Annotated in this window: 20 protein-coding genes; 15 read left to right on the top strand and 5 right to left on the bottom strand. The window is 34.8% G+C overall.

The features are described 5' to 3' along the window. Positions 1–89 precede the first annotated feature (89 nt). The 3 genes from H8S01_RS02675 (at position 90) to H8S01_RS02665 (ending at position 1840) form a co-directional block, all read left to right on the top strand. Positions 90–584: a hypothetical protein gene (locus H8S01_RS02675; protein WP_186836090.1), complete on the top strand. Its 495-nt coding sequence runs from the start codon at positions 90–92 to the stop codon at positions 582–584. Between the two features lie 250 nt (positions 585–834). Further along, a complete protein-coding gene (locus H8S01_RS02670; RefSeq protein ID WP_186836089.1) occupies positions 835–1386 on the top strand; it encodes a hypothetical protein in 552 nt (183 codons plus the stop codon). Between the two features lie 175 nt (positions 1387–1561). Continuing rightward, positions 1562–1840 (top strand): hypothetical protein, encoded by a 279-nt coding sequence (locus tag H8S01_RS02665; protein WP_186836088.1) that lies wholly within the window; start codon positions 1562–1564, stop codon positions 1838–1840. On the opposite strand, the gene H8S01_RS02660 is transcribed toward H8S01_RS02665, so the two are convergent. From H8S01_RS02660 to H8S01_RS02650, 3 genes are all read right to left on the bottom strand, one after another. Further along, entirely contained in the window at positions 1837–2037 is a 201-nt protein-coding gene (locus H8S01_RS02660; RefSeq protein ID WP_186836087.1) for a hypothetical protein, read from the bottom strand. The genes H8S01_RS02665 and H8S01_RS02660 overlap by 4 nt on opposite strands. A 479-nt stretch (positions 2038–2516) precedes the next feature. Then, positions 2517–3302 (bottom strand): type II toxin-antitoxin system PemK/MazF family toxin, encoded by a 786-nt coding sequence (locus H8S01_RS02655; protein WP_186836086.1) that lies wholly within the window; start codon positions 3300–3302, stop codon positions 2517–2519. A gap of 690 nt (positions 3303–3992) precedes the next feature. Then, positions 3993–4145, bottom strand: coding sequence for a hypothetical protein (locus H8S01_RS02650; RefSeq protein ID WP_186836085.1), 153 nt, complete (start codon positions 4143–4145; stop codon positions 3993–3995). 164 nt (positions 4146–4309) lie between these two features. Between H8S01_RS02650 and H8S01_RS02645 the strand changes: the two genes are divergently transcribed. Continuing rightward, the gene (locus H8S01_RS02645) at positions 4310–4687 is read left to right on the top strand and encodes a NusG domain II-containing protein (protein WP_186836084.1); all 378 of its coding nucleotides are present in this window, start codon (positions 4310–4312) and stop codon (positions 4685–4687) included. 62 nt (positions 4688–4749) lie between these two features. Continuing rightward, positions 4750–5262 carry a Gx transporter family protein gene (locus tag H8S01_RS02640; protein WP_021865154.1) on the top strand — a complete coding sequence of 171 codons (513 nt, stop codon included), beginning with the start codon at positions 4750–4752 and terminating at the stop codon, positions 5260–5262. Between the two features lie 37 nt (positions 5263–5299). Here the strand turns inward: H8S01_RS02640 and H8S01_RS02635 are convergent, their stop codons facing one another. After that, positions 5300–6601: a glycosyltransferase family 2 protein gene (locus H8S01_RS02635; protein WP_021865153.1), complete on the bottom strand. Its 1302-nt coding sequence runs from the start codon at positions 6599–6601 to the stop codon at positions 5300–5302. A gap of 225 nt (positions 6602–6826) precedes the next feature. Between H8S01_RS02635 and H8S01_RS02630 the strand changes: the two genes are divergently transcribed. The 10 genes from H8S01_RS02630 to H8S01_RS02585 all read left to right on the top strand — a co-directional run bounded on the left by H8S01_RS02630 (position 6827) and on the right by H8S01_RS02585 (position 17243). Continuing rightward, positions 6827–8140: an ATP-binding protein gene (locus tag H8S01_RS02630; protein WP_021865152.1), complete on the top strand. Its 1314-nt coding sequence runs from the start codon at positions 6827–6829 to the stop codon at positions 8138–8140. Next, entirely contained in the window at positions 8137–8745 is a 609-nt protein-coding gene (ruvA, locus tag H8S01_RS02625) for a Holliday junction branch migration protein RuvA (RefSeq protein ID WP_021865151.1), read from the top strand. Before H8S01_RS02630 ends, ruvA begins: the two co-directional genes overlap by 4 nt. 11 nt (positions 8746–8756) lie before the next feature. Beyond that, complete coding sequence (ruvB, locus tag H8S01_RS02620) at positions 8757–9755, top strand: Holliday junction branch migration DNA helicase RuvB (protein ID WP_021865150.1); 999 nt, start codon at positions 8757–8759, stop codon at positions 9753–9755. A 47-nt stretch (positions 9756–9802) separates the two neighbouring features. Beyond that, positions 9803–10204 (top strand): cell division protein ZapA, encoded by a 402-nt coding sequence (gene zapA, locus H8S01_RS02615; RefSeq protein WP_186836083.1) that lies wholly within the window; start codon positions 9803–9805, stop codon positions 10202–10204. A gap of 9 nt (positions 10205–10213) precedes the next feature. Next, positions 10214–12592 (top strand): peptidase U32 family protein, encoded by a 2379-nt coding sequence (locus tag H8S01_RS02610; RefSeq protein WP_186836082.1) that lies wholly within the window; start codon positions 10214–10216, stop codon positions 12590–12592. After that, positions 12592–13953 carry an FtsW/RodA/SpoVE family cell cycle protein gene (locus tag H8S01_RS02605; RefSeq protein ID WP_186836081.1) on the top strand — a complete coding sequence of 454 codons (1362 nt, stop codon included), beginning with the start codon at positions 12592–12594 and terminating at the stop codon, positions 13951–13953. The genes H8S01_RS02610 and H8S01_RS02605 overlap by 1 nt, the downstream gene beginning before the upstream one ends. Continuing rightward, a complete protein-coding gene (locus tag H8S01_RS02600; protein ID WP_186836080.1) occupies positions 13901–15385 on the top strand; it encodes a peptidoglycan D,D-transpeptidase FtsI family protein in 1485 nt (494 codons plus the stop codon). The genes H8S01_RS02605 and H8S01_RS02600 overlap by 53 nt, the downstream gene beginning before the upstream one ends. A 119-nt stretch (positions 15386–15504) precedes the next feature. Further along, positions 15505–15942 (top strand): NUDIX hydrolase, encoded by a 438-nt coding sequence (locus H8S01_RS02595; protein WP_186836079.1) that lies wholly within the window; start codon positions 15505–15507, stop codon positions 15940–15942. Beyond that, the gene (locus H8S01_RS02590; protein WP_243204188.1) at positions 15939–16904 is read left to right on the top strand and encodes a lytic transglycosylase domain-containing protein; all 966 of its coding nucleotides are present in this window, start codon (positions 15939–15941) and stop codon (positions 16902–16904) included. Before H8S01_RS02595 ends, H8S01_RS02590 begins: the two co-directional genes overlap by 4 nt. A 21-nt stretch (positions 16905–16925) precedes the next feature. Further along, on the top strand, positions 16926–17243 hold the full coding sequence (locus tag H8S01_RS02585) for a leucine-rich repeat domain-containing protein (protein WP_021865143.1): 318 nt from the start codon (positions 16926–16928) through the stop codon (positions 17241–17243). A 329-nt stretch (positions 17244–17572) separates the two neighbouring features. Here the strand turns inward: H8S01_RS02585 and H8S01_RS02580 are convergent, their stop codons facing one another. Then, positions 17573–17875 (bottom strand): hypothetical protein, encoded by a 303-nt coding sequence (locus tag H8S01_RS02580; protein WP_186836077.1) that lies wholly within the window; start codon positions 17873–17875, stop codon positions 17573–17575. Positions 17876–18044 lie beyond the last annotated feature (169 nt).

Genomic DNA, 18044 nt, shown 5'->3' with positions numbered 1-18044 from the left:
AACCTAATTGTTTGAGGATTAGGTGTTTGATTTTATGAATTTATGTGATATACTTAAAACAATATTTATACGAGGAGATTCAAATTATTATGAAAAATAAAAGAATGTATATAATAATATGTTGTTTAATCGTCATTTTTTGTACTGCATGTTCTAAACAGCAATCAGAAAAAAATAAATTTGAAACAATTTCTATATCAGATGACTTTATGATAAATGATGAGTGCAAAGAACTAACAAATGATTTGAAAATATATCTTATTTCTATCCAATACTATTATGATAAATCAGATAAAAATACATTTTCAAGTTTTGAATTCTCAGATTCAGAATGTATTAGTTCTGTAGAAAATCTTCAATCACACAAAGATGACAAGCCAGATATAAGCAATCAAAGTGCAATAAAAGAAAGTTATGTAAAAACAAAAATCATAGGATACTATTTGAAAATTGAATACTTATTATCAGAAAAAGAACTTCTTGTATCAAATGGGAATAAAAAATCGTCAGAATGGTTCACAAACCTAGATGCAGAATTAAATAACATTTACGAAGAATTATCCAACGGTATACAAGAACAATAATTAAACCAATTTAACCACTTCTAAAGAACTATCATAAATGGTAGTTCTTTTTTGTTTACGATATTTATCAACAGAACTGTCTATTGTTTTAAATATCATACTATTTGATTGGCAAGGTATTGTTTGAGGATACCCATTCAAGTATTTGTTTGAGGAATACTTGTGTCATTGTTTGTTTTGTTGCTATTTATTTTTAACAAAAATAATGTTATAATTAAGATGATTTTTAAGATATATAGGGAGATTATTTATGAATAGAAAAACAAAAATATTTATAATTACATTTTTTTCAATTGTTTTAATCCCAGTTATTGTTATATCTATTATTTTAGGATATAACGATAAGAAATTAAACGATAAAATCAATAAAAGTAAATCTACAAGGATATTAATGCTTAACAATATTGATAACCCAATTGCTTTTGAAGAGTTGTGTAACATTGAATCTTCAAAAGAATATAAAATAGAAGATGATGATTTGGGATATAAAAATGAACAAGATAAAAAAGATTTTACAGTCACATATACCAATACATCATTTTTTGGTAGTAATTGCATTAAAAAGTATAGTTTTGTTGATGAAAAATTAAATACATGTATATATACTATAGATTCATCACAATGGATGCCTAAAAATATATATGAAGAAATTGTTAATATTAATGGTGAGCCTGATATTGTAGAGACAAAAAAAGATAAACTTGGAGTTGATAAATACACATGGTATGGCAAAAATGGTATTTTTATTTATACCAATGACAATATTAATAACACCGCAGAGATAATTTTTGAATTAAATTAAACCAATTTAATCACATCCTTTCTAAAAATATATGTATACTATCGTATACACAAAGAACACCTGTGATATATGAATTACAAGTGTTCTTTTTATATGTGAACTAACGTTCAGTCTATCCTTATCGTTCTCTATATGGTAAAATATTCCATATACTAATACGGAGGAGGTATTATAAATGTATACAACAAATTTTAGCATATTTACACAAATGGTAAACGTAGCGAAACAGAAAAACTTAGATTACATTATCATGTATTCATATCATCCAATCAACAGCGGTAATTACCCTCATTCATATTCCTTTGTATTGTCAACAAACTTATTTACTGTTACATTCAAAAGAAAATTTGAAGAGGGTAATGATAATGCTGTAAGAGAATTTATTCAGCACAACGACTGTGTTGAACTTAATTGCGATATTAGAATTGAAAAAGACACTATTGAATTACATTAAAAATGTCTATCTTTAAGTAATTCTAAAAGACGAATTTTTAAATCATATTCATCCCATTCAAGTTCAGAATACATTTTTAAAACTTCGCTAATAATAAACTCGTCAGATTCGGTTTCTTCTGAATGTTTGAATCTGGCGAGTAATTTCTGATATTCTGTATTTTTATCAATATCAGGAAAGATTTCATTATTTGTCATTTGTTACACCTCACTTTCAAAGGATTAATCATCATACCCGAATTCAATAGTAATTTCTGAATTGAGTTCGGGTATCTTATTAAGATTAAGAGTCTTTATATACTCAATAACTGGTTTTAATTCCTCTAATTCGTTGATTTTAATTTTAATATTTAGATTTATCATTATTTTCACCTCGTAATAATTTTATGTAGTTGATGATGGATTGTTTGCAAAAGAATATACTAAAACGGTAGAATAGGAGAGAACGCATAATGCAAACCAACAATAATAATAAAGACAAAAATCCACAGACGACACCAAACCAGTAATTAGATAGTATAGAGGAGTAGTGAGAAATTGCTACTCTTTTTTGTTTTGTGAGATAACGAAAAAGACCGCCCTTAATTTGGGGCAGTCCTTAATTGATTGTTTTATAATACTACAAGTTGAAAGCGGGTGCAAACAACTTTACTGACATTTCTTATATTTTATTATACTCAATTATTTTCTTTTGTCAACTGAAAATTCATAAATTCCAAAAATTTCTTGTTTACTTCAACTATGTCTTCTGGTTTTATTTTTCTTGTCAATGCCTTGTCATTAACCATTATATTTTCTATTCTCCTATAATGTACAAATCTTGCCTGATCAAATCTTACATAAGATAGTTTATTTTCATCATGTTCAGCATTTGGAAGATTTAATCCTTCTAAATAATATGGGAACATTCTTAATTCGTCACTGGATAGCGGAACAATGAAATACATCTGATTTTTAATTTCACTCATAATAATAGCATAATGATTAGTATTTATTTCACCGCAATATCCAAAACCGCATTGTAGATAAACTATATCCCCAATTGATATTTTCTTAGGATAATTCTTAGGTTCTAATGCTTTTCGTTTCTTCTTGATTTTATTAATTTGCTTCTCATTACCAAGCTTATTGTAATACCTATAGTCTCTAAGCAATACTATATCTTTGTTATGTGCAACAGTATCATGAAGCAATTTATAAATCCACGATAGATATTGATCAATTTCTTTATCCGTTATATCTCTTAACAATTCACTTTTTATCGCTCTAAGCCTACTATCAACATTTAGAACTCTATCAGATTCAATGTAACCATCAAGTTGTCTGTTCGTTTTAAATATAACATCTTTTAAAAATTTTTCCACTTTTCTCGACTCAATGTTGTTTTTTCTATTGATTGAATTTGTATATTTTCGTAATGTAGAAATTACTTCAGAAAACAGCACTTCAATTTTATCCACCACAGTTATAATCTCCAATCGTATAAATTTTGGTATAAGTTACCAATAATATAATTATACGACAAGATATTACATATTTCTATCAGAACGTATGTTACAGATGGATATAAAAGAAGAGTAGTCAATCGACTACGCTCTCCAAAAATCTTACTGTAATTTTATTACAATATTTCTCTAATAATCAATATTTCAAACGACAAACCCTAAAGGAAAGAATGTGACAATTTTAGAACTATTGTTCTGGATTATATTGAATTAAATATAATGGTAAAATATAGACATTGGAGAAACAACATAGCTGTGTGTAATAACACTCTATAACCGAAGGTTGTCCCAATGTCTATTTTTATGGCAGTCGGAATAAATATCTGCCCATTCATTTTTCTCCTTTTAATTTTTGAGTGGGACTGTCTCACGACAGTACTATTCAAGTCTTTTTATAAGTTAAGAAATCGAGATTTCTTTGTTTTGTTCCATCTTATCTACCAAGGAACAGTTGGTTCAAACTTAACGTAGAAGTAGGAGATAAGTTCCTAACTCATAATTTTATGGCTACGCTCCATAATAGCACCAAATCCGTCATCTCAGCTTCAATCTTTTCTAATTGGCTATCCAGTAACTCAATTATATACCGACCTTCAAAAGTCAGACAGAAAAATCTAACGATTGGGGTCGGTATTTTTATGGTGTAAATCAATCCTGCAAGCTTGCTTCTATACGTTCAATATTGTCATAGAATTTTTTCTTCAGTTTATCAATTTCGTTGTTTTCGATTAAGGAAAGGTAATCCTTATACATAATGAGTTCTTTTCTGAGTTCGTCTTTAAATTGTACGTCTGTTGGCATTTTAATTGCATTCTTCTCGCCATTGAGATATATAATATACCGCACATTTTAAATAAATGTAATACAAAATATATAAATGATAATATTGTGTTTTTACGGTTTAAAGTGTATATTATATAAGTAACTTTAAAAGGTACTAATTAATATTTCGGAGAGAATGACATTTGGAAAAAAAGAAGATTAAAAGAGATATAATGCTGATATCGACATTGATTATTGTATGTGCAGCAGCATTTTTGATTATTAATTTTGTTGTGAAAAAGGATGGTATTACAGCAGTTGTGAAGGTAGACGGAAATATTGTCTATATGCTTCCTCTTGACAAAAATGCGTCTGTTACTGTTGAGGGTTATCAGGGCGGCAGTAATACTGTAGTTATAGAAAATGGTACAGTTTATATGAAAGATGCCGACTGTCCTGATAAATTGTGTGAAAAAACAGGAAAGATAAATAAGAATGGAGAGACGATAGTCTGCCTTCCGCATCGCGTGGTTGTCGAGATACAGGGCGGTGAAGGCAATGTAGATTCGCTTGTCAGATAGATGAAAACGGGTAATAAAATATATAAATAAAAATTAACAAATAAAAACAGGTGAATGAAAATATGAAGAATTCAACACGGACGCAAAAACTCGCACTTTGCGGTGTACTTACGGCTTTGGCGATGATATTTGGCTATATCGAAAGCGTGATTTCCGTGCCGCTTCCGGTTCCGGGAATTAAGGTAGGACTTCCCAATATTGCTATAATAACGATTTTATATGTTGTCGGAATAAAAGAAGCAGTTGCAGTTAATCTCATAAGAATAACATTAACTGCTGTTCTTTTTGGCAATTTGAACAGCTTCTTGTTCAGCATGTCAGGAGCGGTTCTTAGCATGATAATAATGATAATACTAAAGAAAATACAGTTTTTTTCGTCTGTTGGTGTAAGTGTTGCCGGCGGAGTACTTCATAATATAGGGCAGATAATTGCAGCTGTATTTATAATGGGAAGCGGTGCGATAGTATATTATCTTCCTGTACTTATGATAACCGGAACAGTGACTGGAGCAGTAATAGGAATTGTATCAGCTATGGTGGTGAAACGCACTGAAAGAGCATATGGACAAAAATAAAGAAACGGCATTTCAGATTAACTGAATGCCGTTTCTTTTATTGTTTATATTGCTGCTGCAATTCAATTTCTTCCATAGATTTGGAAACACAGTGTGTGATAGGTTTCCACTCAACACGCTTGAATAAAGCGACAAGAGAAATTGGAATATATGTAAGCATAAATAATGGGAAAGTGAACAGCGAAATAATCTTTTTCTTAGGAGAAGCAAGAATCTTCTTCCATTCTGTTATTACTGTCAGCAATCCGATTGAAAACATAAGCAGATAAAAGCTTACACAGGCAAAACCGATTGATTCCATAGCGACCGGAAATACCTTTTTAAATAAAGTAAAGTTATGTGCACCAAGCACTAAAAATATGAGATTCAAAAGCATGCAGCCTACTGAAAGAAGAGTAGCAGGAGCAAGTGTCATAAACATATCATAACATGATACGAACATCTGACGTTTTTTGAATGCCATGGCTATCAGTTCACGACCATATTTGAACATTACCTGATAGAAGCCCTTTGACCAACGCATACGCTGGTTCCATGACTGTTTAAATGTCTCCGGCTGTTCATCATAGAACATTGCCGAATCACAGTAGCCGATTTTTTCTCCCTCAAGAATATTAACAACTGAAAACTGAATATCCTCTGTCAAAAGATTACATTTCCAACCACCATTTTTCTTAATAATCTCACTGCTTGTAAGAAAGCCTGTTCCTGATACAGCACAGCTTGTTTTAAGAATCATTCGTGGATTATTAAGATATTTTGCTTCGCGGCAGAACCAGAGCGAATATCCTGATGTAATCCAATTGGTATCGAAATTTTTTGAGTTACGATAACTTGTGACCACACGATACCCCTGATCAAAAGTTTTGTTCATTTCACGGACATAATTTCTGTCAATGACATTATCCGCATCAAAAATAAAATAACCGTCGTAGGCGGTATAATCACCTTCATCTTCTTTTATCTTGTTGAATGCATAGTCAAGAGCATAGCCTTTACCGACTAATACCTTGTTAAAACGTTCATATACAATTGCACCGCAGCTTCTTGCAATCTCGGCTGTGTTATCCGTACAGTTATCAGCAACGACAACAACATCAATAAGTTCAGAAGGGTAGTTCTGTGCTTTGATGCTCTTAATCAGGTTACCGATTACGGCATTCTCATTCCGGGCTGCAATAATAAAAGCGAACCTGTGAAGTTTCTTAGGTTCGTATTCTGGCTGCTTCTTCTTTCGTTTTTCACCGATTAAGGCTATCACAATATATATAAACTGATAAAAATACAATACAGTCAACAGGGTGTAGATAACGGTGTTGATTGAAGCAATAGCTTTCATTAAAAGTCCTCTCCATTTTAAAAAATGAAAAAATATAGTATTGCGGACTACCCAAAGTCCTTTGTTGATTATATCATTAATTTCTTTTGTGTCAATAGTTCAATAATAAGAAATAGGTCATAACTCAAATAAAATAAGAAAATATTTGACAAAAAACTTTATTGATATAGTATAATAAGAAATACACTTGATTTTAATTATGAAATGGAATGGAGAAAATAAGCTATGTACAAAGAAATTTCAAGACTGATAATATACGGAGATATGGATGAAGACAGCATCCTTTCACGCATGGCAGACATTTTCAGAAAGTTTGATGTTGAGGATACGGGAAAAGAGGAACTTACAAGAGAAATCTATACGCAGATTAAAAGAATTCTTAAAGTCGCGACAGATTATGGATTTGATAAGAACCTATGGCAGAATTATCTTACATTTATACTTATCACAACAGAAAACCCATTCAGCATAACATGTGAGAAGGTCGGTGCCAATGACGGAAGTGTCAACACATTTGCCATGAATGATTTCGGGATATTCAGAAAGCTGTTCCACTATGATTTCAGCGAGATTGAAAAAGAACTTTCAATAAATTGTTTTTCACTTATTACAAACTACAAAGCAATTGTGAAAAAAGAACTTATGTATAACAGAAATGTAAGCGAAAAAGTACGCACATTAAGCGAAAAACTTGCAGCCGCAACAACAGACGAAGAGTTTTTTGATGGTGTTACTACATTTTATAAGGATTACGGTGTTGGCATGTTTGGTCTTAACAAAGCATTCAGAATCGGCAATAATCCTGACGGCAGCGTTAAATTTATGGCAATTAACAATATGGACAAAGTTATGCTTACTGACCTTGTCGGATATGAAATCCAGAAAAAGAAGCTTGTTGAGAATACAGAAGCATTTGTAAAAGGAAAGAAAGCCAACAATGTCCTCTTATTCGGTGACAGCGGAACAGGTAAATCTACAAGTATTAAGGCAATTGTCAACCAATATTATGATGACGGATTAAGGATGATTGAGATATATAAACATCAGTTCAAAGATTTATCAAATGTAATAGCACAGATAAAGAACCGTAACTATCGCTTCATAATATATATGGATGATTTGTCATTTGAGGAATTTGAGATTGAATACAAGTTCTTAAAGGCTGTAATTGAAGGAGGCGTTGAGACTAAGCCTGAAAATATCCTTATATATGCAACATCTAACAGAAGACATCTTATCAAAGAAACATGGAATGATCGTGATGATATGGAGTCATCAAACGGCTTACACCGTTCAGATACGATGGAAGAAAAGCTTTCACTGGTAAATCGTTTCGGATGTCAGATTTGTTATTCAAAACCGACACAGCAGGAGTATTTCCAGATTGTTATCGAACTTGCAAGAAGAAGCGGCGTGACTATGTCAGATGACGAACTCAAGTTAGAAGCAAATAAGTGGGAATTAAGCCATGGCGGCATTTCAGGAAGAACTGCACAGCAGTTTGTTAATTATTGTCTGGGAATGGAGAAAGAGATATGATTTCCTATATTAAAGGAGAACTTACAGAGATAATGGAAGATGCTATTGTTGTTGAAAATAATGGTATCGGCTTTAATATCCGTGTTCCTGCAACTGTTATAAGTGAATTCTGCGTTACGGGTGAGCAGGTAAAGGTATATACATATTTGCAGATAAGGGAAGATGCACACAGTCTTTATGGCTTTCTCACAAGAGATGACCTTGAAATATTTAAGATGCTTATCAATGTAAATGGTATCGGACCGAAAGGTGCTTTGGCAATTCTTTCAACAATCTCTCCTGATGATTTGAGATTTGCCGTGCTATCAGATGATGTAAAGCTTATATCAAGTGCACCGGGAATAGGTGCTAAAACAGCACAGAAGCTTATAATTGAGCTTAAAGACAGGATTAAGCTTTCAGATGCATTTGAGCAGGCACTGGCACATCAGGAGAGCAGCACCGGCATGTCAGTTGATTTCAGTGCAAGGAATGAGGCAGTTGAGGCACTTGTTGCACTCGGCTATGGCAATGCTGAGGCACTTCGTGCAGTTAAGAATATAGAAAATATAGAAGAAAAAGATACAGAGACTATTTTGAAAGAAGCACTTAAAAGACTTATCTGAGAGGGAATTTGATGGAAAAAAGAGTGATTTCAACAGAGCTTGTTGAAGAAGATATAAAAATTGAAAATAATTTACGTCCGCTTGCTCTTGAAGATTACATTGGACAGGAAAAAGTAAAACGCAACCTGAAAGTGTATATAGAAGCTGCAAAAGCACGTAATGATTCACTTGACCATGTACTTTTCTATGGACCTCCGGGACTTGGAAAAACAACACTTGCAGGGATAATTGCCAATGAGATGGGAACACATCTTAAAGTGACATCAGGACCGGCAATCGAAAAACCGGGTGAAATGGCGGCAATCCTTAATAATCTTGCTGAGGGGGATGTCCTGTTCGTTGACGAGATTCACAGACTTAACAGGCAGGTTGAAGAAGTTTTGTATCCGGCAATGGAAGATTACCAGATAGATGTTATGATAGGAAAAGGGGCAACAGCACGTTCAATTCGTCTTGAACTACCTAAGTTCACACTTGTCGGTGCAACAACAAGAGCAGGTCTTTTGTCCGCACCTTTAAGAGACAGATTCGGAGTGGTAAATCATCTCGAGTATTACACGGTAAAAGAACTTGAGACAATTATAATCCGTTCTGCCAATGTACTTGGTGTAGAGATTGATTCGCAGGGAGCCAACGAACTTGCAAGACGTTCAAGAGGAACCCCGAGACTTGCCAACCGTCTGTTAAAGAGAGTGCGTGATTTTGCACAAGTGAAATATGACGGAAGAATTACAGGCGAGGTTGCCGATTATGCACTTAATCTTTTAGATGTTGACAGGGATGGTCTTGATGCAAATGACAGGCTTATACTTGGCACAATAATAAAGAAATTCGGCGGTGGTCCGGTGGGTCTTGACACTCTTGCAGCATCTATCGGTGAAGATGCAGGAACACTTGAAGATGTATATGAGCCTTATCTTATACAGAATGGATTTATTAACAGAACGCCGAGAGGACGTGTTGCAACGAACGAGGCGTATCTTAATCTGGGGATTGAACAAAAAGTATAAAAATGATATAATTAAATAATTCGGATAAAGTATTGGAGGGCGTTTTCATGTCATCAAAAAATAATACAGAAGTAATTTTGGGTGGAAAAGTATTTACATTAAGTGGATATGAGAGTGAGGAATATCTACAGAAAGTTGCATCTTATATTAATAACAAGCTTGCTGAGTACAGCAAAGAAGATTCATTTCGCAGACAGAATGCGGAAGTTCGTGCTAATCTTATGTATCTTAACATAGCAGATGACTATTTTAAGGCCAAAAAGCTCGGTGACAGTCTCTCAGAAGAAATGGAGAATAAAGACAAAGAGATATATGATTTAAAACATGAACTCATAGCTGCACAGATTAAGACAGATGCAGCAGAAAAAGAGATAACAGAATTAAAAAAAGAAATTGCTAAATATCAGAAAAATATTGTTCAGTTAGAAACAGAACTTAATGCAAAATAGGAGTCAGAGTTGAAGAATCACAATGTAGAAGTGCTTGCACCGGCGGGTTCATATGATATTATGAAAGCCGTGATAAATGCCGGAGCTGATGCGGTTTATCTTGGCGGTGACATGTTTGGTGCGAGGGCATATGCAGGCAATCTTAACAAAGAAGAGATGATAAGAGCGTTAGATTATGCTCATTTGCGTGACAAGAAGATTTATCTTACTGTAAATACTCTTTTGAAGGAAAATGAGTGTACGCATGAGCTTGTCGATTATATTGCACCATTTTATGAGGCAGGACTTGACGCATGTATAGTTCAGGATATGGGTGTGTTTAAGATACTTCACAGTGCATTCCCTGATATGCACATGCATGCAAGTACGCAGATGACAATTACGGGAGAAAAAGGTGCATCCATTTTAAAAGAGATGGGTGCAATGCGTATTGTTACGGCGAGGGAGCTTACACTTGATGAAATAAGACAGATTCATGAAAAATGTGATATAGAAATAGAAAGTTTTGTGCATGGGGCTTTGTGTTACTGCTATTCGGGACAGTGCCTGTTAAGCAGTATGAATGGAACAAGAAGTGGCAACAGAGGAAGATGTGCACAGGCTTGCCGTCTTGATTATTCGGTTGTTAATAATGATAAAGTGATAAATGATTCAAAGTCATCATATCCTTTAAGTCCAAAAGACATGTGTGCACTAGATATTCTTCCTGATATAATTGATGCGGGAGTATATTCAATGAAAATTGAAGGCAGAATGAAAAATGTTACATATGCAGCCGGTGTCACATCAATTTACAGAAAATATACAGACATGTATCTTGAAAATGGACGAAAAGGATATCACGTATCGCAGGAAGATAAGAATATGCTTCTTGATATATTTAACAGGGGTTCATTTACAAGCGGATACTACAACAGTGAAAAAGGAAAGAACATGATGTCGCTGTCACGACCGAATCACATGGGAGTGAAAGCACTCCAGGTTGTAAAAAATGATAACGGAAGAATTCTTTTTAAGGCACTCACTGACATTAATCCGCAGGATGTGTTTGAAATTGATTCTGATAATGCATATACAAGTGGTGATTCATACAAAAAGGGAAGTACATTTACTGTTAATTTGTCAAGAAAACTTCCTTTATATAAAGACAGAATTATTTACAGGATGAAAAACGGTTCTGTCACAAAAGAAATTGCTGAAAAATACGCTTCGCAGGCCGGCACTCTAAAGAAGCCAGTAAATATGCTTTTTACGGCAGAATGTGGCAAGCCGATGAAGCTTGAACTTGAAGCATGTAATACAAAGGTAAGCGTTTTTGGTGCATCTGCTGAGATTGCCGGAAAACAGCCGGCTACGGTTGAAAGCTGTATAAAGAATCTTTCAAAGCTTGGAAATACAGACTTTACAGCCGGAAAGATTACAGCAGATATCGGCACAAATGTATTTGTTCCTGTAAGTATTCTTAACGATTTACGAAGAAAAGGAATAGAAAAGCTCACAGAAACAATTCTTGATAAATACAGAAGACAGACTGTGGATGAATCGGTATATAATGTATGTAAAGCATCATCAAAAGATATATCTGTAACAGTCAATGATAGTATACATGATGGAAAATACAGGACCTCGGTTTATTTGAAAACCAAAGGACAATTAAAGTCATATATTTTATCAGGGCTGAATAATGATAATGTGTATGTTGATTTTAAGTTGTTTGATGATGATGAATGCAGGAAAAATATTAAAGAACTTGCAGATTCACAAAATGTTACAGCTGCACTTCCATATATAATAACACAGTCGCAAAACAGGATTTTTGGCTCATTGATTGAAAACATCCGTTCATGTAATATAGAGATGTTCCTTGTGAGAAATCTTGAAGAAATTGGGTGCCTTGGAAATCTAGGACAAAAGACAGGATTTGTTCCAAAGATTGTCACAGATGCCGGATTGTATTGCTGGAATAGTTTTTCGGTATTGCAGCTTCGTGACATAATATCAGTATGTGGTTGTGAACTGACAAGAATAACACTGCCATATGAGCTTAATTATAAAGAGATGAATATGGTAAATTATGGTGTTCCGACAGAATTTGTTGCAGAAGGATTTGTGCCTGTTATGATTTCAAAGCAGTGCGTAAGAAAAACTTACGGATTGTGTGATCATAATAACGGAATTATTTATCTTAATAATAAACGAAGCGGAACATATATGGTTGAAAGCGTATGTTCTTTCTGCCATAGTGTTATGTATAGTGCAAAAAGAATTGATGTCGGCTATGACAGCAGTCTTTTAGAAGAGATTAATCCTGATTATATCAGAAAGGATTATGATAATATGCATGATGAAACTGCATGGACAGGTCATTATGCTGTAGGAGTGGAATAATGCAGTTAGTGTTTATAGAAGTATCAAAGTATATATTTGCATTTTTGCTCTGCTTTTATGCGGCAGCGGCATATCGTGGTGCCGTTATGAAAGAAGAGAAGCGAAAGTTTACATACGCATTTCAGAATGTAATAATGTTTATGATACATTTATTGGGCTTTTTGATACTTTATCAGCTTAATAATGAAGATATAAAATATCTTATATTATATTTCGCACAGTTTATATATCTTTTTGTTACGATATTTGTGTATGACGTTTTATACCCAAAAGCTTCGCGTCTGCTTGTAAATAATATGTGTATGCTTATGGCGGTTGGATTTATAATGATTTGTCGTCTTGATTATGATAAATGTGTGAAGCAGTTTCTTATTGCAGCCGGTGGAACTATTATTACTTTTTTTATACCGGCGTTGTTAAAAAGAGTAAAGAGTTTTAGAAATATGGGCTGGATTTACTGCATAACAGGTATTACACTCCTGCTTGCTGTGCTTTTCTGCACGGAAGTATTCGGTGCTAATCTTGTGCTTACACTGGGACCTGTTTCTGTACAGCCTGGAGAATTTGTTAAAATTCTGTTTGTGATGTTTGTTGCTTCAATGTTTAATAAATCTACGTCATTTGAACAGACAGTAAAAGTTACTGTTATAGCGGCAATTCACGTTATTATACTTGTAATATCAAAAGATCTGGGTGCTGCACTTATATTTTTCGTTGTTTATCTTATGATGCTCTTTATTGCGACAAGGAAACTTAGCTATGTCGGAATAGGATTTGCTGCCGGAAGTGTTGCTGCAGCTGGTGCATATAAGATTTTCAACCATGTAAGACAGCGTGTCCTTATTTGGAAAGACCCTTGGAGCACAATAGATTCAACAGGTTACCAGATATGCCAGTCATTATTTGCGATAGGCATGGGGTCGTGGTTTGGAAGCGGACTTGCACAGGGACTTCCGGATAAAATTCCTGTTGCTGAAAAGGATTTTATGTTTTCGGCAATAACAGAGGAGTTCGGTGCTATATTTGCAGTTGCATTGCTGCTTATATGTCTTAATAATCTTATACTGATGATGAATATTGCTTCAAGATGTAAAACACTGTTTTACAGGCTTGTGGCGGTAGGACTTGGTGTTACATATGGATTTCAGGTGTTTCTTACGGTTGGAGGTGCTATGAAGATGATACCTATGACAGGTGTTACGCTTCCTTTTGTAAGTTACGGCGGAAGTTCTATTGTAAGTTCACTTATAATGTTTGCATTGATTAACGGAATGTATAATATGAGACAGGACGAGGTTGAAATTAAGAATGAATCAGCAGGTAAAAACACGAAACTTAAAAAAGAAAAACACAAAGCCTAATGATATAGTTGATAAAAAAAAGCAGGGGCTTAGAAATCGTGAAACTAATGTAATATCATTTATTTTCGTTGCATTATTTCTCATGATGGCAAGTTATCTTGTATATTTTAATGTCTTTGAGGCTTCTACAATTGTAAATAATCCTTATAATAAGCGAATCGATAATCTTGAAAATAAGGTCGTCAGAGGTAACATTCTTGCAGCTGACAGACAGATTCTTGCAGAAACAGATATTGATGAGGATGGAAATGAGACGAGAGTTTACCCGTTTTCCGAAGTGTTCTGCCATGTTGTAGGACTGGCTTCTGCAAAAACAGGTGTTGAAGGTGTTGCCAATTATGAATTACTGTCCACATCAGGTAATATAATTAATCAGCTCTCAGATGATCTGAGCGGTGAGAAATCAGTTGGATATGATGTTGTTACAACGCTTGTTCCAAAGCTTCAGGAGGCTGCATATAAGGCACTGGGAAGTAATAAAGGTGCAGTAGTTGCAATGGAACCTTCGACAGGAAGGGTTCTCGCAATGGTTTCAAAGCCGGATTATGACCCGAATGAAGCACCTGAAATGTACAGTGAATGGCTTGGCTATGACAGCTCTGATTCTGTGCTTCTTAACAGGGCAACACAGGGACTTTATTCGCCGGGTTCTACGTTTAAGGTACTTACTGCTCTTGAATATGTAAGGGAATATCCTGATTATGAAAATTATTCTTTTGACTGTACAGGAAGTGCCTATGTCAACGGAGGAACAACAATTCCATGTTATAATGGTTCTGTCCATGGACATCAGGATTTAAAACTGGGATTTGCCAATTCGTGTAACGGTGTATTTTCAACAATAGGATTCAGGCTGAATCTTTCAAAATACAGACAGCTTTGCGAAGATTTTTATTATAACAAAAATCTTGATATCGGAATAGAGTCGAGCGTCAGCAGCTTTACACTTGACGAAAATTCAGGGGTAAGTGAGATTCAGGAGACCGGTATCGGTCAGGGTAAAACAATGGTTTCACCTATGCACAATCTTATGATTATCTCTGCAATTGCAAACAGAGGTGTTATGATGCAGCCGTATTTTGTTGAAAAAGTCCAGACGCGTTCTGGCGATGTTGTGAGTACGACAACACCAAAACAGAAGTCCGTTGTATGTACGCCGTCTGAGGCAGATACAATCGGAGAGTTCTGTCGTGCGGTTGTGACTGAGGGTACAGGTTACGCATTTACATATACATCATATACAGTTGCAGGAAAAACAGGAACGGCACAGTTTGATAACAGCGACAGGGTACATTCATGGTTTATCGGTTATGCACCATATGAAAATCCGCAGATTTCTTTCTGCGTTATACTTGAAGGCGGATATACAGGCGTGCCTGGTGCACAGCAGGTAACAAAAGCTCTTCTGGATGCATTTTTTGATGAATATTGATTGAAAAATATTGATTTAAAATACTGATTTTGTATTTTAAATAAGAAGAATACTGATTCATTGGTTGATATTGTGGTTCTTTAGTTGTATAATTAATATATATCACAGGAGGAATTGCAATGGCTGAGGCAACAAGCTGTGGTGGTGTGGTTATTTTCAGAGGCAAGATTCTTGTATTGTACAAGAATTACAAGAACAGATATGAAGGCTGGGTTCTTCCGAAAGGAACGGTAGAACAGGGAGAAGAACCACAGGATACTGCGGTAAGGGAAGTATTGGAAGAGAGCGGTGCATCCGTTAAGATAGTTAAGTATATAGGCGACACACAATATACGTTTAATACGGTGTCAGATACGATAAAAAAGACTGTTCATTGGTATCTTTGTGCTGCGGACAGCTTTTACAGCAAACCGCAGAGAGAAGAGTTTTTTGAAGATTCCGGGTATTATAAGTACCATGAGGCATTTCATCTGTTACGATTTGCCAATGAAAGACAGATACTTGAAAAGGCTTATAATGAATATATTAATATTAGAAGGCAGGGAAGATGGGAATGAATGTAATTCAACCGGTTACAATACTAGATGGTAATCAATATCTTGTACAGGGTCCGGCAGATAAGACAGGTCAGGCTACATCATTTGATAATGTATATAACCGTTCATGCGGCGATGAGACACTCGATGAGATTTTTGAAGATGTTTCACAGGAATATGGAGTTAATGTTAATCTTTTAAAAGCTGTAGCACAGGCAGAATCAGGTTTTGATGTCAATGCCACATCATCATGCGGTGCAATGGGAATAATGCAGCTTATGCCATCAACGGCAGAATCATATGGAGTGGAAGACCCATATGATGCAAGACAGAGCATAACCGGAGGTGCCAAGCTTTTGTCATGGCTTTTAGATGATTATAATGGCAATGTTTCACTTGCACTTGCAGGCTATAATGCCGGATGTGGTGCGGTTCAGAAGTATGGTGGTGTTCCTCCATATGATGAGACGGTTAATTACATAAATAAGATTAATGACATATTAGACGGTGCGTTGAGCAATGATTCATGGACAACAGATTCAATGCAGGCAACAGATTTGAGCCATGCATATGTAAGCACAGGAAATGCAGGAAATACATATTATCCTGGTCTTTCAGTTAATACAGAGGTGCATTCAATCGGTTCGGGCAGTGGCAGTAAGCTGAATTCATATATGAGCAGTAATCTTTTTAGTTATGAAGATTATGAATATTTTCAGAATACAATTACAGAACTTCTTGAAAAGATTAACGGACAGGGAAACAGCACTGATTCAAAAATCCAGTCAGTTGACAGCAGCAATTCAGTTTCATCAACATCAGTTCCTGATTTAAAGCATTTTGATGAATTACAGTTAAACAGTGTGGTCATGCCGGCAATGTCACAGGCATTTCAAAGTATAATGAAAAACAGTCCACAGAGCTTCTACGAAGCACAGGCATCAGCAGTAAGTCCGCTGATAGCAAAATTATTAGAACAATAAAGAATATGCGGGGTGGGGAGTATGAAGGAAAGAATCAAAGTATACCTTTACAACAAAACAATGAAAGAGATTGATATGTCAGACTTTTCGTACATATCAGAAGATGTTTTTTCAGAGCGTACAGATATTGTTAAAGTCGTTCTTCCGGAAGGTGTAAAAGAGATTGGCAACAATGCATTTGAAAATTGTATACATCTTGAAGAAGTGGTTTGTCCAAAGTCACTTCAAAAGATTGATTCAGAAGCTTTCATAGACTGTATCAGTCTCAAAAAAATTGATTATGACACAGCATCAGTTAAGGTTGATGCAAGTGCATTTAAGGGGTGCTATAATCTTTAAAAATTATGGTTTCCGGCATTGTTCGGAGAGTGTACACCGCAATATGGCATGGGCTGTATTGCGGTGTTTTAAGAATTACATCATTTGCATGTTATAAAGTTGATTTATATATGCATGATATGTTGACAATTCAATATTATTTGGATCTTGAAAATTATGCAGAATCAACAGAAAAAGCAAAGAACTACATGATGGAGCAAGTAGTAATGTTCATTGCTTATCTAATAATTATTTTATAAATATAATATTAAACCAGCCCGGATATTATCAATTAAGATATGTCTGGGCTGTTGATGTTATTAAGTAAAGTGCATTGTCATGCAAGGTCTTTATTTAAGATTTTTACTAAGCTCTTTAATTATGGCTTCAAGTTCAGCTATTTTAGCATCGGATTGAGTCTTTGCATTTTCAGCTTCCTGTTTAGCAGCCTTTGCTTCTTGTTTAGCAGCATCCACTTCCTGCTTGGTGATTTTTAATTCCTGTCTGGCTGCTGTAACTTCCTTCCTGGTAGTTTTTAATTCGTGTTTTACAGCCTTTACTTCAATTTTGGCATTTTCAAGCTGTGCCTTAAACCTGTCAGCCATCAGTTCTGCAGTATTATTATCCAATATCCTTAATGCTTGAGAAAACATGTTAATCACCTCGTATTATATAGTAGTAGTTTTTAGAGACCATCTCCAAGGTCTTAATAACTGTTAAATCATAGTCTCTTCTTTACCTCTTCTGTAGGTTCGACTATGATATATAAGATACTGTGGATTGGTTGTAATCACCTACCACCCGATGGTTTTAAGGAGGCTC

It is taken from the genome of Lachnospira hominis (ex Liu et al. 2021) (assembly GCF_014287955.1).
Taxonomy (GTDB): Bacteria; Bacillota; Clostridia; order Lachnospirales; family Lachnospiraceae; genus Lachnospira; species Lachnospira hominis.
This window is presented reverse-complemented; position numbering and strand designations above follow the sequence as displayed.